Source organism: Ruegeria sp. CI5 (assembly GCF_056536885.1).
Genome location: NZ_JBQFQN010000001.1, coordinates 1,246,954 through 1,272,424, shown reverse-complemented (window position 1 = coordinate 1,272,424; position 25,471 = coordinate 1,246,954). Strand labels below are relative to the sequence as shown.

General features: G+C 62.7%; 20 protein-coding genes. 12 read left to right on the top strand and 8 right to left on the bottom strand.

Annotated elements, in window-relative coordinates:
- Positions 1-96: 96 nt before the first annotated feature.
- Positions 97-540, bottom strand: a complete 444-nt coding sequence (locus tag ACR0BA_RS06300) for a hypothetical protein (RefSeq protein WP_480726974.1) — start codon at positions 538-540, stop codon at positions 97-99.
- Positions 537-3,089, bottom strand: a complete 2,553-nt coding sequence (gene pepN, locus ACR0BA_RS06295; protein ID WP_480726972.1) for an aminopeptidase N — start codon at positions 3,087-3,089, stop codon at positions 537-539. Before pepN ends, ACR0BA_RS06300 begins: the two co-directional genes overlap by 4 nt.
- 215 nt (positions 3,090-3,304) lie before the next feature.
- Here pepN and ACR0BA_RS06290 point away from each other — a divergent pair, with 215 nt between their 5' ends.
- The 3 genes from ACR0BA_RS06290 to ACR0BA_RS06280 all read left to right on the top strand — a co-directional run bounded on the left by ACR0BA_RS06290 (position 3,305) and on the right by ACR0BA_RS06280 (position 6,870).
- Entirely contained in the window at positions 3,305-5,440 is a 2,136-nt protein-coding gene (locus tag ACR0BA_RS06290) for a malate synthase G (protein WP_480726971.1), read from the top strand.
- A 36-nt stretch (positions 5,441-5,476) separates the two neighbouring features.
- Positions 5,477-5,902, top strand: a complete 426-nt coding sequence (locus tag ACR0BA_RS06285) for a GlcG/HbpS family heme-binding protein (RefSeq protein ID WP_093964871.1) — start codon at positions 5,477-5,479, stop codon at positions 5,900-5,902.
- A 188-nt stretch (positions 5,903-6,090) separates the two neighbouring features.
- Entirely contained in the window at positions 6,091-6,870 is a 780-nt protein-coding gene (locus ACR0BA_RS06280; RefSeq protein ID WP_480726969.1) for a gamma-glutamyl-gamma-aminobutyrate hydrolase family protein, read from the top strand.
- Between the two features lie 63 nt (positions 6,871-6,933).
- Here ACR0BA_RS06280 and ACR0BA_RS06275 read toward each other — a convergent pair whose 3' ends face one another.
- Both ACR0BA_RS06275 and ACR0BA_RS06270 read right to left on the bottom strand, forming a co-directional pair.
- A complete protein-coding gene (locus ACR0BA_RS06275; protein ID WP_480726967.1) occupies positions 6,934-9,174 on the bottom strand; it encodes a xanthine dehydrogenase family protein molybdopterin-binding subunit in 2,241 nt (746 codons plus the stop codon).
- Between the two features lie 3 nt (positions 9,175-9,177).
- On the bottom strand, positions 9,178-9,642 hold the full coding sequence (locus ACR0BA_RS06270; protein ID WP_480726965.1) for a (2Fe-2S)-binding protein: 465 nt from the start codon (positions 9,640-9,642) through the stop codon (positions 9,178-9,180).
- Between the two features lie 99 nt (positions 9,643-9,741).
- Here ACR0BA_RS06270 and ACR0BA_RS06265 point away from each other — a divergent pair, with 99 nt between their 5' ends.
- Positions 9,742-10,320, top strand: coding sequence for a TetR/AcrR family transcriptional regulator (locus ACR0BA_RS06265; protein ID WP_480726964.1), 579 nt, complete (start codon positions 9,742-9,744; stop codon positions 10,318-10,320).
- Here the strand turns inward: ACR0BA_RS06265 and kynU are convergent.
- A complete protein-coding gene (gene kynU / locus ACR0BA_RS06260) occupies positions 10,313-11,506 on the bottom strand; it encodes a kynureninase (RefSeq protein ID WP_480726962.1) in 1,194 nt (397 codons plus the stop codon). The two genes, ACR0BA_RS06265 and kynU, sit on opposite strands and share 8 nt — an antisense overlap.
- A gap of 198 nt (positions 11,507-11,704) precedes the next feature.
- On the opposite strand from kynU, the gene ACR0BA_RS06255 reads away from it, so the two are divergent.
- The 6 genes from ACR0BA_RS06255 to ACR0BA_RS06230 all read left to right on the top strand — a co-directional run bounded on the left by ACR0BA_RS06255 (position 11,705) and on the right by ACR0BA_RS06230 (position 18,369).
- Positions 11,705-12,154, top strand: a complete 450-nt coding sequence (locus tag ACR0BA_RS06255; RefSeq protein ID WP_093964875.1) for a methyltransferase family protein — start codon at positions 11,705-11,707, stop codon at positions 12,152-12,154.
- 130 nt (positions 12,155-12,284) lie between these two features.
- Complete coding sequence (locus ACR0BA_RS06250) at positions 12,285-13,856, top strand: Re/Si-specific NAD(P)(+) transhydrogenase subunit alpha (RefSeq protein WP_480726960.1); 1,572 nt, start codon at positions 12,285-12,287, stop codon at positions 13,854-13,856.
- 13 nt (positions 13,857-13,869) lie between these two features.
- Positions 13,870-15,324, top strand: a complete 1,455-nt coding sequence (locus ACR0BA_RS06245; protein WP_480726959.1) for an NAD(P)(+) transhydrogenase (Re/Si-specific) subunit beta — start codon at positions 13,870-13,872, stop codon at positions 15,322-15,324.
- Between the two features lie 98 nt (positions 15,325-15,422).
- Positions 15,423-15,779, top strand: a complete 357-nt coding sequence (locus tag ACR0BA_RS06240; RefSeq protein ID WP_149776878.1) for a VOC family protein — start codon at positions 15,423-15,425, stop codon at positions 15,777-15,779.
- Between the two features lie 106 nt (positions 15,780-15,885).
- Positions 15,886-17,163 carry a DUF3422 family protein gene (locus ACR0BA_RS06235; protein WP_170527968.1) on the top strand — a complete coding sequence of 426 codons (1,278 nt, stop codon included), beginning with the start codon at positions 15,886-15,888 and terminating at the stop codon, positions 17,161-17,163.
- Positions 17,164-17,232: 69 nt separating this feature from the next.
- Positions 17,233-18,369: an MFS transporter gene (locus ACR0BA_RS06230; protein WP_480726958.1), complete on the top strand. Its 1,137-nt coding sequence runs from the start codon at positions 17,233-17,235 to the stop codon at positions 18,367-18,369.
- A gap of 7 nt (positions 18,370-18,376) precedes the next feature.
- Here the strand turns inward: ACR0BA_RS06230 and ACR0BA_RS06225 are convergent, their stop codons facing one another.
- The 3 genes from ACR0BA_RS06225 to ACR0BA_RS06215 all read right to left on the bottom strand — a co-directional run bounded on the left by ACR0BA_RS06225 (position 18,377) and on the right by ACR0BA_RS06215 (position 22,158).
- Positions 18,377-19,357 carry an ABC transporter permease gene (locus ACR0BA_RS06225; protein ID WP_480726956.1) on the bottom strand — a complete coding sequence of 327 codons (981 nt, stop codon included), beginning with the start codon at positions 19,355-19,357 and terminating at the stop codon, positions 18,377-18,379.
- On the bottom strand, positions 19,350-20,357 hold the full coding sequence (locus ACR0BA_RS06220; RefSeq protein ID WP_170340961.1) for an ABC transporter permease: 1,008 nt from the start codon (positions 20,355-20,357) through the stop codon (positions 19,350-19,352). Before ACR0BA_RS06220 ends, ACR0BA_RS06225 begins: the two co-directional genes overlap by 8 nt.
- 94 nt (positions 20,358-20,451) lie before the next feature.
- Positions 20,452-22,158 carry a peptide ABC transporter substrate-binding protein gene (locus ACR0BA_RS06215; RefSeq protein WP_480726955.1) on the bottom strand — a complete coding sequence of 569 codons (1,707 nt, stop codon included), beginning with the start codon at positions 22,156-22,158 and terminating at the stop codon, positions 20,452-20,454.
- A gap of 282 nt (positions 22,159-22,440) precedes the next feature.
- Between ACR0BA_RS06215 and ACR0BA_RS06210 the strand changes: the two genes are divergently transcribed.
- Both ACR0BA_RS06210 and argE read left to right on the top strand, forming a co-directional pair.
- Positions 22,441-24,261 carry an ABC transporter ATP-binding protein gene (locus ACR0BA_RS06210; protein ID WP_170357320.1) on the top strand — a complete coding sequence of 607 codons (1,821 nt, stop codon included), beginning with the start codon at positions 22,441-22,443 and terminating at the stop codon, positions 24,259-24,261.
- Positions 24,262-24,266: 5 nt separating this feature from the next.
- A complete protein-coding gene (argE, locus tag ACR0BA_RS06205; RefSeq protein ID WP_480726953.1) occupies positions 24,267-25,433 on the top strand; it encodes an acetylornithine deacetylase in 1,167 nt (388 codons plus the stop codon).
- Positions 25,434-25,471: the final 38 nt, after the last annotated feature.

Genomic DNA, 25,471 nt, shown 5'->3' with positions numbered 1-25,471 from the left:
TGAACCGGAATTGTGACCAGTTCAAGGATTCTAACATTAAACTTTCTGCTTCAATGGATCGGACAGGATCAATCTACGCGGATTCCGTGAATCGTTTCAGAAAACCGTGAAATGGTGCCGATCAACCCGGAAGCCGGCTTGTTGCAGCGCCTGTTCCAGCTGTTTGTGCGGCGGTAGGGACTCGTCCGGCAGGCGCAACCGCTTGCCGCTGGTCAACACAATCGACACGCGCACGGAAAAATCCCAGCGCGTGTCGAAGCGGAAGAAGTCGATCTCGGTCAGGTCGATCTCGCCCTGCCGCGCGCCCGAATGCCAGCTCAGTTTGGCCGGGTCCAGGTCCAGCCCGGCATCGGTGTCGCGCAGCACGTCCCACAACGTGGGCAGGGTGCCCAGCGCCAGCAACCCGATCAGCCACCAGGCCGCGTCGAAAACCAGAACAAGTGCCAGCAGCCCCGCATAGGCAGCGGCCAGGATGGCGATGCTGCGGGGCGACCGGTTGTGTCGGGTAAAGCGAAACCCGGAGCCCTCGGGCGCCGTCATGCCCCGAGGATGCGCGAGATCATCTCGGTCGTGTCGCGCGACAGGTTCGGGGTTTCGGCGATGCGGGTCAGTTGGGCGCGGATCAGGTCCTGACGGTCGGCGTCATAGCGTTTCCAGGTCTGGAATGCGGTGCACATGCGCGCGGTGGTCTGCGGGTTGACCGGGTCCAACCGGATCAGCCAGTCGGCCAGCAGGGCGTAGGCCTCGCCGCTGGCGTGGTGGAACCCGGCATGGTTCATTGCCAGCCCACCCATCAGCGCACGGAACCGGTTGGGGTTCTTCCAGTTGAAATCCGGATGCTCGGACAGGGCGCGGGCGATCCGCGGCGCATCGTCCGGGGCGGCCAGCGAGGCCTGAAGCCCGAACCATTTGTCCAACACCAGCCGGTCATGGCGCCATTGGTCGTAGAATGCCGCCAGTTCCGCCTGACCTTTGCCAGCACGCAGCAGGCAGGACAAAGCGCTAAGCTGCAGGGTCATGTTGTCGGCCTTGGCATAGACTTCGGCCGCCATGGCACCGCCGTCCAGCCGGGTGGTCAGGGCCAGCGCGGCGCTGCCCAGGGCGCGCTTGCCCGCCTGTTCGGCCTCGGGCGAATAAGGGCCATCGACCAGCGCCTCGGAGTGCAGGCGGGGCGGCAGGTCCTGCATGTGCTGAGCGGTGGCCTGGCGCAGAGTCTCGACCGCGCGCCAGATCGCCATCGGGTCGGGCGTTTCGCCCTGTTCGTGCAGCGCGGCGGCCAGTTCCGATTGGGTCGGCAGGCCCAGCATCAGCGCGCGATAGGCCGGGTCCAGATCGGCGTCGCGCAGAACGGCCAGCAGACCGTCCAGGTATTCGGCATCGGGGGCCGCGTCCTGGGTGATCATGCGCAGCAGGGTATCCTGCGCCAGCGTCCGTCCGGCCTCCCAGCGGTTGAACGGATCGGTGTCATGGGCCAACAAAAACGCGCGTTCGGCGTTTGGGCGGTCGTGTTCAAGGATCACCGGCGCCGAAAACCCCCGCAGGATCGAGGCGACGGGCCGCGCGGCCAGCCCCTCGAAGGTGAAGCTCTGGAGCGCTTCGGTCAGTTCCAGCACCTCGGTACCGCGCACCTCGTCGCCATTGGGACCCAGCAGGCCCACGGCCACGGGGATCACCTGCGGCAGCTTCTCGGGCTGGCCGGGCGTGGCTGGGGTGCTCTGAGACAGGGTCAGGGTATAGGTGCCGTCGGCCCAATCCTCCTCGACCTTCACCCGTGGCGTGCCAGACTGGCTGTACCACCGCTTGAACTGGGTCAGGTCGCGGCCGGTCGTGTCCTCGAACACTTTCAGCCAGTCCTCGATCGTGCAAGCCTGCCCGTCATGGCGTTCGAAATACAGATCCAGCGCTTTGGAATAGGCCTCGTCCCCCACCAGCGTATTCAGCATGCCGATCACCTCGGCGCCTTTCTCATAGACGGTCGCGGTGTAGAAGTTGTTGATCTCTTGAAAGCTTTCGGGGCGCACGGGGTGCGACAGCGGCCCGTTGTCCTCGGGGAACTGGCGCGCGCGCAGGTCGATCACGTCATGGATGCGCTTGACCGGGGCCGAGCGCATGTCCGAGGTGAACTGTGCGTCGCGGAACACGGTCAGCCCCTCTTTCAGGCACAGCTGGAACCAGTCGCGGCAGGTGATGCGGTTGCCGGTCCAGTTGTGGAAATACTCATGCGCGATGATCGCCTCGATCCGTTCGAAATTGGCATCGGTCGAGGTTTCAGGGCTGGCCAGCACCGCCGACGAGTTGAAGATGTTCAGCCCCTTGTTCTCCATCGCGCCCATGTTGAAATCATCCACCGCGACGATGTTGAAAACGTCCAGATCGTATTCGCGGCCATAGACATCCTCGTCCCATTTCATCGACCGCTTCAAGGCCTCCATGCCAAAGGCGCATTTGCCCTCGTCCCCGGGGCGGACCCACAGATTTAGCTCCACATGCCGCCCCGATTTGGTGGTGAAACTGTCGGAATGGGCAAGCAGGTCACCGGCGACCAGAGCGAACAGATAGGCGGGCTTGGGCCAGGGGTCGGTCCATTCGGCCCAGCCTTCGCCCTTGCCCGTCGGGTTGCCGTTGGACAGCAGCACCGGCAGGTCGCCGTTGATGCGCACGGTGAAGGTGGACATCACGTCGGGACGGTCGGGATAGAAGGTGATCTTGCGGAACCCCTCGGCCTCGCACTGGGTGCAATACATGCCGTTCGACATGTAAAGCCCTTCGAGCGCGGTGTTGTTGCCGGGGTCGATCTCGACCTCGGCCTCCCAGACAAAGGGGGCATCGGGGACGCTGGCGGTCAGGCCTTTGTCGGTGACGTCAGGAGTGATCGGGGTGCCGTCGATGCTGGCGCGGATCAGCTTCAGCTCTTCACCGTGCAAAAAAAACGTGCGGTCGGTGGCCTGCGGATTGGGCCGGAACGCGATGCGCGATGTCACGCGCGTTGCCTGCGGGGCCAGATCGAAGGTCAGGTGAACGCTGTCGACCAGAAAACCGAAGGGCGAATAGTCGGACAGGTAGATCGTAGTGGGGGCGGCGTCGCGCATCTGGGGCCTCGTGTCGGTGTGTTCCCGCGCGACGTTAGGAGGATCGCCGTGGCGCTGCAAGCCGGCGGGTCGGGGCGGCATTACCTTGCGCGGTTTGAAGCTGTTTCAGGCGGAATTGAAAGGCGGATTGATGCAGCGGCAAGTTGCCTATCGGAAATAATGCCCCTAATTGAAGACTGCATACAACGGCACACGAAGGGCAGGAGATTCGAGTCATGAGCGGCAGAGCTATCCGGAGCGGATTGGATTTAGATCAGGTTCTGATCGATTTCATCGAGGAACGCGCGCTTCCCGGAACGGGCGTTGAGCCCGATGCATTCTGGGCTGGACTTTCGCGGATGGTGTCCGAGTTTGGCCCGAAAAACCGCGACCTGCTGCAAAAGCGTTCGGATATCCAGGGCAGTGTCGACGCGTGGCACCTTGCGCGCAAAGGGCAACCCATCGACATGGCCGAGTATCAGGCGTTCCTGCGCGAGATCGGCTATCTGCTGGATGAAGGCCCCGATTTCCAGATCGACACGGCGAATGTCGACCCCGAGATCGCCGCGACGCCCGGCCCGCAACTGGTGGTGCCGATCACCAATGCACGCTTTGCCCTGAACGCGGCCAATGCCCGCTGGGGCAGCCTGTATGACGCGCTCTATGGCACCGACGCGACGGGCGACCTGCCGCAGGGGGGCGGCTATGACGCGGCCCGCGGTGCGCGGGTGATCGCCTGGGCGAAGGCGTTTCTGGACGAGGCCACGCCGCTGGCCCAAGGCAGCTGGACCGATGTGTCCGGTCTGAAGGTCGAAGGCGGCGCATTGGTGCCGGCGCTGGCCGAGCCCGGGAAATTCGTGGGCTTCGGCGGCGCGTCCGAGGCCCCGGACTTCGTGCTGCTGAAGAACAACGGCCTGCACATCCAGATCATGATCGACCCGTCCAGCACCATCGGCGCCTCGGACCCGGCGGGCATTTCCGATGTGCGCCTGGAATCGGCCCTGTCCACCATCATGGACTGCGAAGACTCGGTCGCCTGTGTCGATGCCGAGGACAAGGTCGTGGCCTACGGCAACTGGCTGGGCCTGATGAAGGGCGATCTGACCGAAGAGGTCACGAAGGGCGGCCGGACCTTTACCCGCAAACTGTCCGAGGACATCGCCTTTACCCGGCCCGACGGATCGACCGGCAGCCTCAAGGGCCGGTCGCTGATGCTGGTGCGCAATGTGGGCCACCTGATGACCAACCCCGCCGTGCTGGACGCCGAGGGCAACGAGATCGGCGAAGGGCTGATGGACGCGCTCTGCACCACGCTGATCGCCATGCACGACCTGCAGCGCGATGGCGGCAACTCGGTCCACGGCTCGGTCTATGTGGTCAAGCCCAAGATGCACGGGCCTGAAGAGGTGGCGTTCTCGGTCGAAATCTTCGACATGGTCGAGGACATTCTGGGCCTGCCGGGCAACACCGTGAAACTGGGCATCATGGATGAGGAACGCCGGACATCGGTGAACCTCAAGGAATGCATCCGCGCCGCGAAATCACGCGTGGCCTTCATCAATACCGGGTTCCTCGACCGGACGGGGGATGAGATCCATACCTCGATGGAGGCCGGGCCGATGCTGCCCAAGGGCGAAATGAAGAACACGCCGTGGATCCAGTCCTATGAGGATCGCAATGTCGATATCGGGCTGGCCTGCGGGCTGAAAGGCCGGGCGCAGATCGGCAAGGGCATGTGGGCCATGCCTGACCGGATGGGCGAGATGCTCGAGGCCAAGATCGGCCACCCGATGGCCGGTGCGACCTGCGCCTGGGTGCCGTCTCCCACCGCAGCGACCCTGCACGCGACCCATTTCCACAAGGTGGACGTCTTGGCCCGTCAGGACGAGATCGCTACCGGAGGTCCGCGCGGCACGCTCGATGATCTGCTGACCATCCCGCTGCTGGGCGGCCGCAACCTCAGCGACGATGAAATCACCCGCGAGATCGAGAACAACGCGCAGGGCATCCTGGGCTATGTCGTGCGCTGGGTCGATCAGGGCGTCGGCTGCTCGAAGGTGCCCGACATCAACGACGTGGGTCTGATGGAGGATCGCGCCACCTGCCGGATTTCGAGCCAGGCGCTGGCCAACTGGCTGCATCACGACGTGATCGGCGCCGATCAGGTGATGGCGGCGATGAAGAAGATGGCCGCCGTGGTTGATCGCCAGAACGCGGACGACCCGGCCTATCGGCCCATGGCGCCGGGGTTTGACGGCATCGCCTTCCAGGCCGCCTGCGATCTGGTGTTCAAGGGGCGGGTGCAGCCCTCGGGCTATACCGAGCCGGTCCTGCATGCGCGGCGGCTGGAACTGAAAGCCAGTCAGGGCTAGAACCGGGGCAGACCACCGCAGACAGAGGAAAATATCATGTCGGTTTCACTCAGAAAAGCCCGCACCATCATACGCAAAACCCTTGAGAAAGGGCGCGAGATGGACCTGAAACCCCTGTCGGTGGTGGTTCTGGACGCCGGTGGCCATGTCATCGCCTTCGAGCGTGAGGACGGCGCGGCCCCCGGCCGGTTCGCGATTGCCCATGGCAAGGCCTATGGATCGGTCATGCTGGGCATGGCGGGCACCGCCCAGATGCAGCGGGCCGAGGCGCAGGCCTATTTCATGGCCGCGGTGAATGGGGTCTATGGCGGGCAGGTCGTTCCGGTTCCGGGCGGTGTGCTGCTGCGCGACCGCAAGGGCGCGGTGATCGGGGCCGTCGGGGTAACCGGCGACACCTCCGACAACGACGCCGCAGCCGCCATGGCCGGGATCGAGGCCGCCGGGCTGACCGGCGAAACCTGATCTGCACAAGCGCCGTTCCGCCGCGGCCGCATCTTGCGGGAAATCGGTCCAGTAATCTGCGGAAATCGGGAACATTGTGTGCGTATCTGAACACGTCCTTGCGCCATGGTGCAGGGCGTGTTTTCTTGCACGTTACTGACGGGGCGGATAATTTCCGACCAGTTCAAGTAAAACAGCAAGGTAGCACAATGTCCCGACCCGTCGTTGGCATCATCGGCAATTCGTATCTGATGAACGACCAGTACCCCACCCATGCCGGGGGGACGATGAATTCGGACGCGGTCGCGAACGTCTCGAACTGTCTGCCGCTGCTGATCCCGGCCGACCCGCGCTATGTCGACGTGGCCGAACTGCTTGAGGTTTGCGACGGGTTCCTGCTGACCGGTGGCCGCCCCAACGTTCACCCCGAAGAATACGGCGAGCCGGCGACCGATGCACATGGCGAATTCGACCGGGCGCGCGATGCGATCACCCTGCCGCTGGTACGGGCCTGCGTCGAGCGCGGCCAGCCCTTTCTGGGCATCTGCCGTGGCTTCCAGGAGGTCAACGTGGCCATGGGCGGCACTCTGTACCCGGAAATCCGCGATCTGCCCGGCCGGATGAACCACCGCATGCCACCCGATGGCACGCTGGAAGAGAAATTCGCCTTGCGCCACGTGGTCAAGCTGACCGAGGGCGGGGTGTTCCACCGACTGTTCGGCGCCAGTGAGGTGATGACCAATACACTGCATGGGCAGGGCATCAAGACGGTGGGCAAGGGCGTGGTCATCGACGGCCACGCGCCGGACGACACGCCCGAGGCGATCTATATCCAGGATGCGCCCGGGTTCACCTTGTCGGTGCAATGGCACCCGGAATGGGATGCGGCGAATGACCCGGTCTCGCGGCCCCTGTTTCAGGCTTTCGGCGACGCGGTGCGGGCTTGGTCGGCAGGTGCAATGCCGACGCCTGTGCGGCAATCGGCCTGACAATCGGCTCTCGGATTTCTTCAAAAGACCGGCGCGGCAACCACCGCGCCGGTCTTTTTCGTTTCACACCAGCAGGTTGAACTGCTTGTTGAGCGGCAGGGTCCGAGCGCGCTGACCGGTCAGGTCAAACAGCGCGTTGCCCAGCGCCGGCATCGAGGGCGGCGTGCCGGGCTCTCCCGCGCCACCCATGAAGCGGTTGGTTTCCAGCACCTGAACCTCGACCTGCGGCGCGGTGTGCATGCGCAGCGCGTCATAGTCGGGGAAGTTGTACTGTTCGACCTCGCCATCGGCGAAGGTGATCTCGCCGTAACAAGCCGCCGACAGGCCATACATCATGCCGCCGAACATCTGCGCCTTGACGTTTTCGGGATCCAGCGCCAGCCCCATGTCGCAGGCGATCCAGGCCTTGCTGATGCGGATGGTTCCGTCTTCGTCCACCACCTCGATCACCTGCGCGACGGGGGTGCCGAAGCTGTAGGTCAGGGCCACGCCTCGGCCCACGCCATCGGGGGTTTTGCCGGTCCAGCCGGACATGTCGCGCACCGCCTCAAGACACCCGGCCGAGGGCGCATGTTCGCCGCCCGCCAGTTCCAGCCGGAACTCCAGCGGGTCGCGTCCGGCGGCATGGGCCATCTCGTCGATGAAGGTTTCGTGGAAGAACCCGTTGTGGCTGTTGCCGACCGAGCGCCAGAAGCCTACCGGGATCTTCAGATCGGCGATGTGGCCGCTCATGCGATAGTTGGGCACCGCGTAGGGCTGATTGAAGAACCCTTCGACCAGCACCTTGTCGGGGCCAGCGCCGGGCATTCCGGTATAGCGCTCGACGGCCTGCTGCGTGCAGGACTGCGCGGCGACCGCACCATCGATGAGCACTGCTTTGCCATCCTGAACCGCACCGCGCATCCGCGCCATCGCACCGGGGCGGTAGTAGTCGTGGCGCATATCCTCTTCGCGGCTCCAGGTGGTCTGGACCGGAGTGCCGGGCATCGCCATGGCCACCTTGGTTGCGATTTCGCCGAAATCCAATTCTCCGCGGCGACCAAACCCGCCGCCCAGATAGGTGGTGTGGATTTGGACGGCTTCGGTGTCCAGGCCGGCCGTGTTGGCAACGCGGAACTGGATCAGCGTGGGGGCCTGGTTGCCGCACCACAGTTCCAACGCGTCGCCGGTGAACAGCGCGGTGGCATTCATCGGTTCCATCGTGGCGTGGGCCAGGTAGGGGACAGTGTATTCGGCCTCGATCACGGTTGCGCCTTCGGGAACGGTGCTGACATCGCCATCATCGCGCATGGTCGAGTTCGGGTCCGCGTCGAAGGCCTTGGCGATCTCGGCAAAGATGGCGTCAGTTTCGGGCGGATAGGGCGCCTCGCCCCAATCGACCTCGATCGCTTCGACCGCCTTGTTCGCAAGCCAGGTGTTGGTGGCGATCACCGCAACACCATTGCCCAGATCGACAACCTTTTCGACACCCGGCATTGCCTTGGCGGCGCTGTCGTCGAAGCCGTTCATCTGGCCGCCCAGCTTGGGGTTCATCCGGACGCTGGCGAATTTCATGCCGGGCAGGCGCACGTCGACGCCGAACTGGGCGGTGCCGGTGGCCTTTTCCACCATGTCCAGACGCGGCAGGGTCCGCCCCAGATAGCGCCACTGGGACGGGTCGCGTAGTTCTGCGTCGATGGGCTCCATCTGCGCCACGTCGGCAGCCAGGTCGGTATAGGCGATCTTGCTGTCATCAGGCGCGATGACGTGGCCTGATGCGGTTTTCAACTGGCCGCGGTCAATGCCCAGCCGCTCGGCGGCGGCCTGTTTCAGCGTCTCGCGGGCCGAGGCGCCCGCCGCGCGCATGCGTTCGAACCCGTCCTTCATCGAGGTCGAGCCGCCGGTGACCTGCAGGCTGAGCGCCTTGCCGATCACGCCCAGAGCCTCACCCAGATTGTGCTGGAAGTTCGAGACGTCATAGCCCTTGTTGGGCAGGCTCTCGCCGATCAAGGCCGAGTTGTAATAGGCCGCCGCCGCAGGTCCGTGCAGAACGGTGACCTGATCCAGATCCACGTCCAGTTCCTCGGCAATCAGGGCGGCCCATGTGGTTTTGACGCCCTGGCCCATCTCGGCGCGCGGCGCAAACAGGGTCACGCCGTTCTGGTCGATCAGGATGAAGGGGTTCAGCGCCGCTTCGCCCTCGCCCGGTTTCAGCGGGTTCTTGGCGGGACGGTTGACGTAATAGACGCCGAAAGCCACGCCGCCGACGATGGCGGCGGACCCGATCAGGAAGGTGCGGCGCAGGATTTTTCCGATACTGGCCATGGATCAGGCCTCCTTCAGCTTGGCGGCGGCGTCGTGGATCGCGGCGCGGATGCGCGGATAGGTGCCGCAGCGGCACAGGTTGCCCTGCATCGCATCGTCGATCTCTTCGTCAGAAGGGGCGGGGTTTTCGGCCAGCAGCGCGGCGGCCTGCATGATCTGCCCCGACTGGCAATAGCCGCATTGCGCGACCTGATGGTCGACCCAGGCCTGCTGGATCGTGGCCAGGTTGTCGGGCGTTCCCAACCCTTCGATCGTGGTGACCTCGCCCCAGACATCGGACAGGGCAACCTGGCACGAGCGGACGGCCTCGCCATCGATCTGCACCGTGCAGGCTCCGCAGGCGGCCACACCGCAGCCGAACTTGGTTCCGGTCAGGCCAACCTCGTCGCGCAGCACCCACAGAAGGGGGACATCGTCGGGCAGATCGACCTGATGTGGCTTTCCGTTGATCGTCAGCGTGGTCGCCATGGCGCACCTCTTTTGGCTGTGGCTGGTTTCTGACATAATTGATGAAAAATGTCAGTGCGTCAATTGACAATTTTGCGCGAAACTGTCAGAGGTCAATTCATGGCGGAAAAACTGGATGATACACGAGCAAAGGCGATCCTGACTTCGGCGTTTCAGGCCTTTTCCGCCTATGGGTTCCGCAAGACCTCGATGGATGACATAGCGCGTGGCGCGGGCATGTCCCGCCCAGCGGTCTATCTGCATTACAAGAACAAAGTGGCCATCGTTCGCAGCCTGACACAGGCGCATTACGCCGAAAAGATCGCGGCGGTGGCACATGCGTTGCAGGGCGACGGAGCGGTGTCCGAGATCCTGGCGCGGGCGATTGACGCGCAGATCGCCGGGATGGCGGCCATCTTGGCCTCGCCGCATGGGCTTGAGATGCTGGATACCAGCAAGTCCACCGCTGCCGACATCGTGGCCGAGGGCGAGGCGGCGCTGGCGGATCTCTACGCTGAATGGCTAAAGCGCGAACTGGCGGCCGGTCGCGTACGCCTGCCGGACGGTCCGGCCGAGACCGCGCGGACCATCACCGCCACGTTGAAGGGGATCAAGATGACCGCCTCGAACGCCGAGGAGTTCGAGCAGCGCATCGCCCAGTTGTCCGCGCTGATCGGCGCGGGGCTTGAGGTCAGGTAACCCGCTGCCGGATCTTGTATTCCGGCTTGTCCCACAAACGGTTCTGCATGATGTCGGTCAGGATCTCGACGGCGCGCGTCACGTCGCCTTCGTCGATATACAGCGGCGTGAAGCCGAACCGCATGATGTCGGGCGCGCGGAAATCCCCGATCACGCCGCGGGCGATCAAGGCCTGCATCGCTGCATAACCGTCGGCAAACCGGAACGAGACCTGGCTACCGCGCATCTCGGGGTCGCGGGGGCTGGCCAGTTGTAGATCGGGGCAGGTGGCCTCGACCTGCTGGATGAACTGTTCGGTCAGGGCGATGGACTTGGCGCGCACATTATCCACGTCGGCCATGTCCCAGATATCCATCGCCGCAGCCAGCGCGGTCATCTGGATCACCGGTGGCGTGCCGACGCGCATGCGCTCGATGCCTGCGCCGGGGCGATAGTCCAGATCGAAGGCAAACGGCGCCTCGTGTCCCAGCCAGCCCGACAGGGCCGGGCGCGCGGTGTCCGCCCATTTCGGAGCGACATAGATGAAGGCCGGGGCGCCCGGACCACCGTTGAGGTATTTATAGGTGCACCCGACCGCGAAATCGGCGTTGCAGCCGGCCAGGTCCACCGGGATGGCCCCGGCTGAGTGGGCCAGATCCCACACCGTGATGACGCCGCGCGCATGGGCCAGCTCGGTCAGCGCATTCATGTCGTGCCTGCGGCCGGTGCGATAGTCGACTTCGGTCAGCATCAGCACGGCGACTTCATCGGTAATGTGCTCGGCCACGGTCTCGGGGTCCACGACCCGAAGCTCGTACTCCTCGCCCAGCGAGCGCAGCAGCCCGTCAGCCATGTAGAGATCGGAAGGGAAGTTGCCATTGTCCGACAGGACCACCTTGCGCCCCGGGTTCAGCTCCAACGCCGAGGCAACCGCCTGAAAGACCTTGATCGACAGCGTGTCGCCGACCACGACCGTACCGGGCGCGGCGCCGATCAGGCGGCCGATCCGATCGCCCAGGTCGGTCGGCATGCTCATCCATCCGGCCTTGTTCCACCCGGTGATCAGCATCTGGCCCCATTCCTCGGTCAGCATCTTCTGCACTTTCGCGGCCGCCGCCTTGGGCAGAGGGCCCAGCGAGTTGCCGTCCAGATACAGCACTCCTTCCGGCAGGTGGAACATGGCTTTGGTGGCAGCGAAATCGGTCATGATCAATCCCGGTGTTTTCTTGTGTCCGACCCGGGGTATCGGATCGGTGCCGGGCTGTCTACGCCCGCCTGTTTGTGGCCCGGGTGCACAATATTCGACCGCAAGGCCAAGATGCTTTGCCATCGGGGTCTGAAAGCGGTAGGACTTGGCCCGGAAGCGACATGTGTCGGTGCATGTCGTCGTTCAAAAGGGATGCTCATGCGCCGTATCGACGTACCGCCACTGTGGCTTTTGGGCTTCGCGGTGTTGGCTTGGTTGCAGGGCCGTTATCTGTCGCTCGGCCTGTCGCTGGAAGGCGGGTTGACCGACCTGCTAAGCGGGTTGCTGATTGGTGGGGGTATCCTGCTGGCGGTTCTGGCCATCGTAGAATTCCGCCGTCACCGTACGACGGTCATTCCGCATGAAACACCCACCGCAATGGTGCAGTCGGGCATCTACAAACGCAGCCGCAATCCGATCTATCTGGGCGATGTCCTGATCCTTGCCGGGTTGATCCTGCGCTTCGATGCCGTGTTGTCGCTGGTGTTGGTTCCTGTGTTCGTCTGGGTATTGGAACGGCGGTTCATCCTGCCCGAAGAGGACCGCCTGCGCCGCACCTTCCGTGCGGATTTCGCGCGTTACGAACGCAAAACCCGTCGGTGGATCTGAAATGCGCCGACCCGTGACACAACGTAATGAATGCTGCGCTTGCGAAATAATGTTGCGCAGGATAGATCTTTGCTTAACAAACAATACCGACCACCCGCTCGGTCAGAGTGAAAATTAGGGGGACTTGCCGGTGAAAATAGGCACGCCAAAGGAAATACTGAAAGGCGAGAACCGGGTCGCGATGACTCCGGAGTCAGCCGTGCAGCTGCAGAAATTGGGCTATGAATGCGCCATCGAGAAGGGGGCTGGTGCTGCCGCCGGTTTCTCAGACGAGGCTTACGAGGCCGCCGGGGTCGAAATCGTCAAGACAGCTGCCTCTTTGTGGAAATCGTCGGACATCATCGCCAAGGTGCGCGTGCCCACCGAGACCGAAATGAAGCGTCTGACCAAGGGCAAGACGCTGATCTCGTTCTTCAACCCGGCAGGGAACGAAGAAGGGATGGAATTGGCGAAAGCCAAGGGCGCCAATGTCATCGCGATGGAAATGGTGCCCCGCATCAGCCGTGCACAGAAGATGGATGCGCTGTCGTCAATGGCCAACATCGCCGGGTACCGTGCGGTGATCGAGGCGGGCAACAACTTTGGCCGCTTCTTCACCGGCCAGGTGACGGCCGCGGGCAAGGTGCCGCCGGCCAAGGTTCTGATCGTTGGTGCCGGTGTTGCAGGTCTGGCCGCCATCGGGACGTCGACGTCGCTTGGCGCGATCACCTATGCGTTCGATGTGCGCCCTGAGGTCGCTGAACAGGTGGAGTCGATGGGCGCCGAATTCGTCTATCTGGACTTTGAAGAGGAACAGCAGGATGGCTCGGCCACCGGCGGGTATGCTTCGGTTCAGTCCGAGGAGTTCCGAAATGCGCAGCTGGCCAAGTTCCGCGAGCTTGCGCCCGAGATGGACATCGTCATCACTACGGCCCTGATCCCCAACCGCCCGGCCCCCAAGCTGTGGCTTGAGGATATGGTCAAGGCGATGAAGCCCGGCTCGGTCATTGTGGACCTTGCGGCCGAGCGTGGAGGAAATGTCGAAGGCACCGTGCCGGATGAAAAGGTCGTGACCGACAATGGCGTGACCATCATCGGCTATACCGACTTCCCCAGCCGAATGGCGGCTCAGTCCTCGTCGCTTTATGCGACCAACATCCGTCACATGATGACTGACCTGACCCCGGACAAGGACGGTCAGATCAATCACAACATGGAAGATGACGTGATCCGTGGCGCGACCGTCACCTACGAAGGTGAGATCACCTTCCCACCGCCACCGCCCAAGGTGCAGGCCATCGCCGCCAAACCCAAAGCCGAGGTCAAGGAACTGACGCCCGAAGAAAAGCGCGCGCAAGAGATCGCTGCCTTCAAGGCGCAGACCAAGCAACAGGTCACCCTGCTGGGCGTGGGCGGTGCGCTGATGCTGCTGGTGGGGCTGGTGGCTCCTGCCAGCTTCATGCAGCATTTCATCGTCTTCGTGCTGGCCGTCTTCGTGGGCTTCCAGGTGATCTGGAACGTCAGCCACAGTCTGCACACACCGTTGATGGCGATCACCAACGCGATTTCCTCGATCATCATCGTGGGCGCGTTGATGCAAATCGGGTCGGGGTCTTTCCTCGTCATTCTGCTGGCGGCGCTGTCGATCTTCATGGCCGGGATCAACATCTTCGGCGGTTTCCTCGTAACCCGGCGCATGCTCGCCATGTTCCAGAAATCTTAAGGAGGCCGGGCACATGGAATTTGGCTTCACCACTGCCGCCTATGTCGTTGCGGCTGTTATGTTCATCCTTTCGCTCGGCGGCCTGTCGAACCAGGAAAGCGCCAAGCGCGCGGTCTGGTACGGCATCGTTGGAATGGCGCTGGCGGTTTTTGCCACGCTGGTCGGCCCCGGATCGGGCCTGTGGCTGCTGTCGCTGCTGCTGATCATCGGCGGCGGTCTGATCGGTCAATACGTGGCGCAGCGCGTCCAGATGACCGAGATGCCGCAGCTTGTCGCAGCCATGCATTCGCTGGTGGGTCTGGCGGCGGTTTTCGTCGGGTACAACGCCCATTTCGAGATCAAGAATGTCGCCGAAGTCTTTGCGATCGTTGACGCGGCCAAGGATGCCGACCTGTCGGATCTGGGCGCCTTCGCGAAACTGATCGCCAAGAAAACTCCGGCCGAGCTGGCCATTCTGCATGTCGAGCTGTTCCTGGGCATCTTCATCGGTGCGATCACCTTTACCGGTTCGGTCGTGGCCTATGGAAAGCTGGCCGGCAAGGTGACCTCAGCGGCCACCAAGCTGCCGGGCGGGCATGCGCTGAACGCGTCGGCGGCTGGCCTCTCGCTGATCTGTCTGATTTGGTACACCGCTTCGGGTGGGTTCTTCCCGCTGTTCCTGATGACGCTGGCGGCGCTGTTCATCGGTTATCACCTGATCATGGGCATCGGCGGTGCCGACATGCCGGTCGTTGTGTCTATGCTGAACAGCTACTCGGGCTGGGCCGCGGCTGCGATCGGTTTCTCGCTGGGCAACGACCTGCTGATCGTCGTCGGCGCGCTGGTAGGCTCGTCGGGTGCGATCCTGTCCTACATCATGTGCAAGGCGATGAACCGTCACTTTGTCAGCGTGATCCTCGGCGGCTTTGGCGGCACTTCGGGACCCCAGATGGAGGTCGAAGGCGAACAGGTGGCGATCGACGCCGACGGTGTTGCAGCAGCGCTGAACGATGCCGACAGCGTCATCATCATCCCCGGCTACGGAATGGCGGTGGCGCAGGCGCAGCAATCGGTCAGCGAACTGGTCCGCAAGCTGCGCGCCAAGGGCAAGAATGTGCGCTTTGCCATCCACCCCGTCGCGGGCCGTCTTCCGGGCCACATGAACGTGCTGCTGGCCGAGGCCAAGGTGCCCTATGACATCGTGCTGGAAATGGACGAGATCAACGACGACTTTCCGGAAACAGATGTGGCGATCGTCATTGGCTCGAACGACATCGTGAACCCTGCGGCACAGGAAGACCCGAACAGCCCCATTGCCGGGATGCCGGTTCTGGAATGCTGGAAGGCCAAGCAGGTGATCGTCTCGAAACGCGGGCAGGGCACCGGGTATTCGGGCATCGAAAACCCGCTGTTCTACAAGGAGAACACCCGCATGTTCTATGGCGACGCCAAGCAGTCGCTGGACAAGCTGCTGCCAATGATCGACTGATCTGTGGCTCTTATACTTGGAAAAGGCGCCCCTCGCGGGCGCCTTTTTCCGTTTCAGGGTATGATGCCGTATCAACCCCAATCGGCAGGAGGTGTTCCATGCAGAAGGTAAACGGCATTGGCGGAGTGTTCTTTCGCGCCCGCGATCCGAAGGCTCTGTCGCAATGGTACGAGACCCATCTGGGCGTCAATCACTATGACCCGGTCCCGTGGAAGCAGCGCGAAGGCTACACGGTGTTTGCCCCATTCGCGGCGGATACGGACTATTTCGGCGATGCGGCGCAACAATGGATGATCAATTTCCGAGTCGACGATCTGGCGGCCATGGTCGACCAACTGCGTGCGGCTGGAATCGAGGTGGAGACCCGTGACGAATGGAACAGCGAGATCGGAAAATTCGCCCGCTTGCACGACCCCGAGGGCAATCCCATTGAGCTCTGGCAGCCAAATCAATGAGATAGCCGGCTTGTATACCGCGGTATCCACGTAAGTATATGAAATAAAAAGAGAATTGATGAAATCCTCCGGTGTCGTATAGTGCCCGGAACACAAGGAGCCGTTCATGACGCCAATCGAGGATCATCCGCTGCGCTATGCGTTGGCCAATGAATTGCACGCGCGGCCGTTCCCCGTGGCGCAGGCGCCGTGCACGGTTGTCTTCCTTGCGATCAAAAAGCCGGTCGCCGCGGTGGCGCGCGACCGGGCCGAAGATATGGCCCACCTGATCGACCTGTTGGACCGCCACGGGGCGCAGCATCCGCAGCCCGATGCCACCCACTATGCCGGCCAGATCGGGCGGCATTGGTTGAAGTGGGAACACCACACGGAATTCGTGACCTACACGGCCATTACTCAGAATGTCAGCGAGCGTGCCTTCAACCCCGCCGATTTCGAGGTATTTCCCCCCGACTGGCTGATGGCCAGTCCGGGCCAGCGCGTGACCTCGATCATGCTGCGGGTGGTGCCGCGCCCGGATGACGGGGCCACGCAAGCCGCGCTGGCGGACTGGTTCGAGCCGGAAAGCCTGGCGGTGTCGCGGGTGTTGGACGACTCCGCGATCTGCGCCAGCGATTTTCGCATCGACCCGGCGGGCCATATGCGGTTTGCCCTGTTCGTGTCCGAGGGCACCGGGCGTAGGCGCACCGGTCGGATCATCCAGCGCCTGTGCGAGATCGAGACCTACAAGGCGATGTCCATGTTGGGCTTTGCCCGGGTCAAGGCCCTGATGCCCCAGATCGGCGAGTTGGACCGGCAACTGACCCAGCTGATGGGTGAAATGACCAAGGACACGACCCATCCCGACGACCTGCTGCCGCAATTGCTGGCCACCTCGACCGAGCTCGAGACGCTGTCGGCGCGTTCGGCCTTTCGCTTTGCCGCGACGGGGGCCTACGAGGCCATCGTGCACCAGCGGATCGAGGCGCTGCGCGAGGATCGCTTTCATGGGCGTCAGACATTCGCCGATTTCATGATGCGCCGCTATGACCCGGCCATGCGCACGGTCAAAGCGACCGAACGTCGGCTGCAGGCGCTTTCGGACCGGGCCATTCGGGCCGGTGATCTGCTGCGAACTCGGGTCGATGTCGAGCGCAGCGCGCAGAACCAGGCCTTGCTGGAGAGCATGGACCGCCGGGCGGATCTGGCGCTGCGATTGCAGCACACGGTCGAAGGCCTGTCGGTGGTCGCCATCAGCTATTACGCCGTGTCGCTGGTCAGTTACCTGCTGTACCCGTTGACCAATGCCGGGATCAGCAAGGGGATGCTGACCGCAGGCGTGACGCTGCCTGTTGTGGCGCTTGTCTGGCTGGCCGTCCGCCGCATCCGCCGCAAGCTGGAATAGCGCGGCTTGCCAACCGACGCGCTGCCTGTATTGCTGCAAGGCAGATATTTCGCAGGCAGGGCAGGTTTCATGATCGGATTGGTTTCAGCCTGGCGGGCCGTGGCCGCCATGTTCGTCCTGAACGGCGCCCTGTTCGGCATCTGGGCCTCGCGCATTCCGGCTGTCCGTGACCGTCTGGGGCTGAGCCACGAGGAGCTGGGCTATGGCCTGCTGTTCATGGCGGCCGGGGCGGTGTGTTCCTTTCCGGTCACCGGACGCCTGACCGACAAGTTCGGCGCGGTGACCGTGACGCGGGTGATCGCGGTCCTGTACACAGCATCACTGATCCTTCTTGCGGCCGCCGACAGCTTCGGCATGCTGGCCGCCTTCCTGTTCATCTTCGGGGCCTTCCACGGCTCGATGGATGTGGCCATGAACGCCTGGGCCGCCGAGGTCGAGCAGGCCTATGCCAAACCGGTCATGTCCTCGTTCCACGCGATGTGGAGCCTCGGCGCCGGGCTAGGGGCGCTCAGCGGCTATGGCGCGGTTCAGATGCAACTTGCCGTGTTACCGCATTTCCTGCTGGCCGGCGGGGCAACCGTCGCGCTCGCGCTTGCCCTGTCCTGGGTCCGATGGACGTCGCGGCGGGTGCAGTCCGACGGCGCCGCGATCTTTGCCTTGCCCAGCGGCGTTCTGGTTCTGGTCGGGCTGACCGCGATGTGCGGCGCGCTGGGCGAGGGCGCAGTGGCTGACTGGAGCGCCATCTTCCTGCGGGATGTCACGGGTGTGGCTGAAAGCGTTGCGGCCTTGGGCTATGCCGTCTTTTCGGTGTCCATGGTTGCTGTGCGGCTGCTGGGCGGTCTCGTGATCGCCCGGTTCGGCCCGGTGCCGGTGGCCCGGGTCAGCGGAGTCTGCGCGGCCGTTGGCGTGTTCCTGGTGGTATCGGCCGGAGGCGCGGTCGGGGCGCTGGCTGGATTCGCGATGATGGGCGTGGGCTATGCGGTGATCATGCCGCTGGCCTTCAGCAGGGCGGCGAACGACCCGCATGTCCCGCCGGGGCAGGCCATCGCCAGTGTCGCCACTTTGGGGTACGGAGGTTTGCTGATCGGTCCGCCGCTGATCGGGCTTCTGGCAGGTATCCTGTCACTGCGGCTGGCTTTTGCCGTACTTCTGCCGCTGGCGGTGGTGATCGTGGTGTTGGCCAGCGCGCTCAGGCGCGCCGACTGACTTTGGTTCAGCGTCCGCGGATCCGCGGATCGAGCGCATCGCGCAGGCCGTCGCCCAGATAGTTCACGCTGAGAACGGTCAGCGAGATCGCCAGGCCGGGCCAGAACACACGCTCGGGGTATTGCTGCAGATAGTCGACACCATCGAACAGCAGCCGGCCCCAGGTGGGGAAGTCAGGCGGGAAGCCCAGCCCCAGGAAGGACAGCGCGCTTTCGGTGATGATCGCCGTGGCGATGCCCAGCGTGGCCGACACCATGATCGGCGACAGCACGTTGGGCAGGATGTGCCGTGTGATGATCTGCGTGTTGCTGGTGCCGATCGAGCGGGCGGCCAGAACGAACTCGCGTTCCTTGATGGCCAGAACGTCACCGCGCACGATCCGCGCCGTGGGCATCCACGAGGTGATGCCGATGGCGCAGACGATCAGGATGAAGATCCCACGTTCAAGCCCGAACGCAGCGGACAGAGGCTCGCGGAACAGCAGCATCATCACCAGCAGCAGCGGCAGCAGCGGCAGGGCCAGGAACAGGTCGGTCAGGCGCATCAGCGGCCCGTCCAGCCGTTTGAAGAACCCGGCAACCACGCCGATGAATGACCCCAGGAACAGCGCCAGCAGCATCGCAGTGATGCCGACCGATACCGAGGTCTGCCCCCCCGACATCATCCGGGCCATGATGTCCCGGCCCAGCTGATCGGTGCCGAACGGATGGGCCCAGCTGGGCCCCTGGTTTCGGGCACGGATGTCGATCTGGGTCGGGTCGATGGTCCACAGGAACGGGCCAAGGTAAACGGCCGCGACGATGAAGATGAACAGCATCGCGCCGATCATGGCGCCCTTGTGGGTCTTGAACTGGTCCCACACGTCGCGCCACTGGCTGCGGGGCGGGGTGGTCAGTTCTTCCAATACATCGGCAGTCGGCAAGGCCGTCGAGGCCGGCGCAAGGCCCTCATCAGGGACCAGCGTGTCTGATTGATTGTGATCAGTCATAGCGGATCCTCGGGTCCAGAATGCCATAGAGAACGTCTGCGATCAGGTTGAACAGGACGATCAGCACGGCAAAGATGAAGGTCAGCGTCTGCACCATCGGCAGGTCATTGGCCTGAATGGCGCCGATCAGCAGCTGGCCGATGCCGTTCACCTTGAACACCTGCTCGGTGATGATCGCGCCACCAAATATCGCCGGGATCCCTAGGGCGATCACGGTGACCACCGGGATCATCGAGTTGCGCAGGACATGCACCATGACGACGGTGTACTCGCTCAGGCCCTTGGCGCGGGCGGTACGGACGTAATCCTGGTTGAGGTTGTCCAGCATCGAGGCGCGCATGAACCGGCTGAGCTGCGCGGTGATCTGCAGCGCCAGCACCATCACGGGCATGATCATCTGTTTCAGCTGAATGACGAAGCTGTCCCAGTCATTGACCACATGCGTCGTGTCATAGATCGACGGGAACCAGCCCAACTGGACCGAGAAGATCACGATCACCAGCACCCCCGAGAAGAACGGCGGAACCGAGAAGCCGACCATCGACACGAAGGTGCCCATCTGATCGAACCAGGAATACTGGCGATAGGCTGAATAGATGCCGATGGGCAGGGCGATCAGGATGGCGACCACATAGGCGGTGCCGACAACCCACAGGGTCTGTGGGATACGCTGAACGACGATGTCCATGACGGGCGAGCGGGTCTGCCACGAAATCACACGCAGGTCACCTTCGGAAAAGGTAGTGCCAAAGATGTGGTCGACCAGAACCTGCGGTTCGATCCAGAAGAACTGCACGATCCATTTCCAGAACCGGACATGCATCGGCTGGCCGAGGCCAAGCGCCTCGCGCATCTTCTCTTTGACTTCGGGCGGAACGGTAAGCGGAACCTGTGCCATCGGGTCGCCGGGGGCGAGCTCGAGCAACAGGAAGATGACGAGACTGATGAACAACAGCGTCGGAACGGCCAGGATCAGTCGTCGAATGGTGAAGTTGAGCATTAAGAGGCGCCTTTATATGCGTCTTCTTGTTGGTGGAACTTGCGAAAGACCGCGCCCCGATACAAATCGGGACGCGGCTGTGCAAGGCTAGCGCTTAGGAACCGGTCTTGCGGTACCAGTCAGCGATGTTCCACAGTTCGCTGTCCCACACGTTCAGGACGACACCGCCCAGAGTGTTTGCGTGGGCCGACAGACGACCACGGTGGACCAGCGGGATCATGCCGCCGTTCTGAACCATGATGTCGTTCAGCTGCTTCGCAATTTCGGCGCGCTGCTCCAGACCGGCGGTCTGCGCCAGTTGGGCGTGCAGCTTGTCGAACTCTTCGTTGCAGAAGCGGCTGATGTTCTCACCCTGCCACTGGGTCTCGGGACGCGGTGCCTTGTCGCACAGGCCGTTGCCCAGATAGCTTTGCGGGTCGGTGCCGTTGAAGGTGTTGGCATACATTTCAACGTCAGCATAGAACTTCTGGAACGTGTCGGGCGAGCCCGGGTCACCACCGAAGAAGACCGAAGCGTTGATGTTGCGCAGTTCGGTTTCAATGCCGATCTGGCTCCACCATTCCTTGATCAGCGCCTGGAAGTCCTGACGGACGGCGTTGGTCGAGGTCTGATAGACGATCTTCAGCGGAACGCCATCCTTCTCGCGGACGCCGTCGCCGTCGGAGTCGACGATGCCGGCATCATCCAGCAGTTTCTTGGCGCCTTCGATATCCTGCGTGTCGCAGGTCATCGAGGTCGAGTTGAACGCAGCCGGAGCCGGGACCCAGTTGCAGGTCACTTTACCCGCCTGGCCATAGCCGATCTCAACCAGCAGCGGGCGGTCGATTGCCATCGACATAGCCTTGTAGACCGCCGGATCCTGCAGGAACGGGTGCGGGTGCTTGGCCGTCGAACGCTCGCCTTCCGGTAGTTCGGGCGACGGGTTGGTCTGGTTCAGCATGATGCGCTCGACCAGCGGGCCAAAGCCTGCCACCGGAGTGCCTTTGCCGCCTTCCTGCATTTGCGCGATCACTTCGGGCGCCAGCTGCAGGTTCCAGGCATAGTCGAACTCGCCGGTTTCCATAACGGCGCGACCGGCCGCGGTCGCATCGCCGCCGCCCTTGAAGGTCACGGTTGCGAAGGCCGGTTTCGCCGGGTCACGATAGTTGTCGTTGGCCTTGAAGGTGATCACGTCGTTCGGCTTGAATTCGGTGACGACAAACGGGCCGGTGCCGATCGGGTTGAAGTTCTGCTCGGTGCATTCCGGAGCTTTCGCGCCCATGCAGTCCGCGAACTGAGCTGCCTGAATGATCGGGCTTTCACCGCCGACGAACGGACCGTAGGGGAACGGGGTCGGCTTGTCGAAAGTGACCTTGACGGTCAGATCATCCACAGCTTCGACGCTGGTGACGCCTTCGAACTTGGTCACCTGCGCACAGCCACCTTCGGGGTCCATGCAGTAATCGGCGGTGAATTTCACGTCGGCCGAGGTGAACGGCGTGCCATCCGACCAGGTGATCCCCGGAGCGATCTTCCACGTGATCGAGGTGAGATCCTCGCTCACACCGCCGTTTTCGACGGTCGGGATTTCGGCTGCCAGATACGGCACCATGTTGCCGTCCTGGTCGTAGCGGGCCAGGGGTTCGATCACCAGCGAGGCCGCTTCGACGTCTTTGGTGCCGCCCGACAGGAACGGGTTCAGGATCGAGGGTGCTTGCCAATAGATGATGCTGACGTTGCCGTCCGATCCGCGCTCGGCCATGGCCATCGGGGCCATCGCCGTGCTTGCAATCGCACCAAGCAAAAGGGTTTTGATTTTCATCATACACTCCTTGTTGGACACATTCGTGTCTCGATTTTCTCCGCAAGGCCTGCGGATTTGGCGTTGCCGTGCCGGGCTCAAGCCACTGAAACAAAAGACAATTGCGCAAATGTCTGCGCACTACGCCCAATTTCTCGGCACGGTTACGCGGGGTATCGAAACAGAGTTTGCAGAAATTGCAAGCCTTGCCGCAGCGAAACTGGCAATGCGTTTGACTTTTCCTGTCAGCCCGCCTTAGCGTTTGGCAACCAAAACACTCATGCAGCCAAGGGGAGCGCTCGCGTGCTGGATCAGCCTATCGCCCAGATCAGGGAACTTCGGGTCGAATTCCAAACCAAGGATGGGCCCGTCGTCGGGGTCGAGGACGTCTCGTTCGAGGTCCGTCCGGGCGAAACCGTCTGCATCGTGGGCGAATCGGGATCGGGCAAGTCCGTATCTTCGTTGTCATTGATGCGCCTTGTTGAATTCGGCGGGGGTGAAATCGCCGGCGGACAGTTGATTTTCGACCGCAACGACGGGACCGAACTGGATCTGGCCAAGGCCGATCAGGACCTCATGAAGCAGATTCGCGGCAACGAAATCGGGATGATCTTTCAGGAACCGATGACTGCGCTGAACCCTGTTTTCACGGTCGGGCGACAGCTGACCGAAGGGCTGCGGATTCACAAGGATATGTCCAAGTCCCAGGCCGAAGCACGCGCCTTGGAACTGCTGAAACAGGTCCGCATCCCCGAACCCGAGCGGCGGCTCAAGCAGTATCCGCACGAATTGTCGGGCGGGATGCGCCAGCGGGTTGTGATCGCAATGGCCATGGCCTGCGAGCCGCGCCTGCTGATCGCCGATGAACCCACCACGGCTCTGGACGTGACGATCCAGGCCGAGATCCTCGCCTTGATGGACCGGCTGAAGCGTGAAACCGGCACGGCGGTCATGTTCATCACCCATGACATGGCCGTGGTCGCCCAGATGGCCGACAGGGTCGTCGTCATGTACCGCGGCAACAAGGTCGAAGAGGGCACCGTCACCGAGATTTTCGAGAATCCCCAGCATGACTACACCAAGGCTCTGCTGGCTGCGGTGCCCAAGCTGGGTGAGATGCGCGGAAAATCCGCCCCCGAGCCGATGAAGTTGCTGGGTGTCGAAGGACAGAAGATCGCCCCGATTCCCGGAACCGAGGATGTATTGCTGTCAGTCCGGAACCTGACCACGCGGTTCCCGGTAAAAGGCGGGATCCTGCGCCGCACCATTTCGAATGTGCACGCGGTCGAAGACGTCTCGTTCACCCTGAACAAAGGGCAGACGCTGAGCCTCGTCGGCGAGTCGGGTTGTGGAAAATCTTCGGCCGGACGCTCGATCCTGCGGTTGATCGAGCCTATGGCGGGTGAAATCAGTCTTGATGGCATGGACATCATGAAGCTGGACCAGAAGGGCCTGCGCAAGGCCCGCCTGGACATGCAGATGATCTTTCAGGACCCATTCGCATCGCTGAACCCGCAGATGCAGTTGGTTGATCAGGTGGCCGAGCCGATGCGCAACTATGGCGTGGCATCGGGGTCGGAACTGCAGGACCGGGTCGCACAGCTGTTCGACAAGGTGCACCTGCCACGCAGCTTCATGCGCCGGTTCCCGCACGAAATGTCGGGTGGGCAGCGGCAGCGAATTGCGATTGCCCGGGCGCTGGCCCTGAACCCGAAACTGATCATTGCGGACGAAGCCGTTTCCGCGCTGGACGTTTCTGTTCAGGCGCAGGTTCTGAACCTGATGATGGAATTGCAGTCCGAACTTGGCCTGAGCTATCTGTTTATCAGCCACGACATGGCCGTGGTTGAGCGGGTCAGCCACCACGTGGGTGTGATGTATCTGGGCCGGATCGTCGAACTGGGCCCACGGGCGCGTGTTTTTGAGAACCCGCAGCACCCCTATACGCAGGCATTGATGAAGGCGGTTCCGATCGCCGATCCCAATCAGCGCAAGTCGGAAAAAGATCTGAATTTCAAACCGATCCCGTCTCCAATTCACCCAATCGGCTATGAGCCTGCGCCTTCGGAATACCGCGAGGTCGAGCCGGGTCACTTCATTCTGACGACCGACAGCGGTTACTGACCCATATGCCACAGCGCCTGACTCCGCTTGAGATCATGACCAAGCTGATCGCGTTTCCCACCGTCAGCCGCGACAGCAACCTGCCGCTGATCGACTGGGTCGAAGACTACCTGAACGGCCACGGTATCCGCGCCCACCGATGGCCGGATCCGGACCAGCCGCACAAGGCGGCCCTGTTTGCCCATGTCGGCCCCTGGGAGGAAGGCGCGGTCGTGCTTTCCGGTCACACGGATGTGGTGCCGGTGGACGGACAACCCTGGGACAGCGACCCGTTTGTCGTGACCGAACGGGACGGCAAGTATTTCGGACGTGGTACCTGTGACATGAAGGGCTTTGACGCCCTCGCCATCTGGGCGCTGGTCGAGGCGCAATACGCCGACGTCAAGCGCCCGCTGCAATTGGCGCTGAGTTTTGACGAGGAGGTCGGCTGCACCGGTGCGCCGCCCATGATCGTCGCCATGCAGGAGGTTCTGCCCAAGGGCTCGGCCGTGGTGGTGGGCGAGCCGTCGATGATGCAGGCCGTCACCGGCCACAAGGGCGGCTTCGGCTTTGATACCCACGTGGTTGGATACGAGGTGCACAGTTCGATCATGCATACCGGTGTCAATGCGATAATGTATGCCGCGCCGCTGATCGACTGGGCAAATGCGCAGAACGACATCAACATGGCGGCGGACCCCAGCGATATCGCGGCAGTCTTTGATCCTCCTTGGACAACCTGTCACGTGGGCATGATCAAGGGCGGCACTGCGCACAACATAACGGCCAAGGATTGCCGTTTCATGATGGATTTCCGGGTCGTCCCCGGCGAGCAGGCATCAGCTTGGAAAGAAGCCTATCTGGAACAGGTAAGAGTGGCGGAAGAGAAGATGCAGCAAGTGCATCCTGACGCCCATATCGAGGTGAAGGCCAGCTTTGCCGTTCCGGCGTTGGTCCCGGAAACCGATGGTGAAGCCGAGACACTGGTGCGCGCCCTTACGGGCGACAACGCAACCCATGTCGTCAGCTATGGCACCGAAGCCGGTCAGTTTCAGGAAGCCGGTTACTCGGCCGTGATCTGTGGGCCCGGAGATATCGCCCAGGCGCACCAGCCGAACGAATACATCACGATCGCTCAGTTCAACGCCGGCCATGACTTCATGCAGCGTCTGGTCTACAAACTGGCGGCGTGACCCAAAAAGAGGCACTGGAAACTCAGGATTTCAGTCAG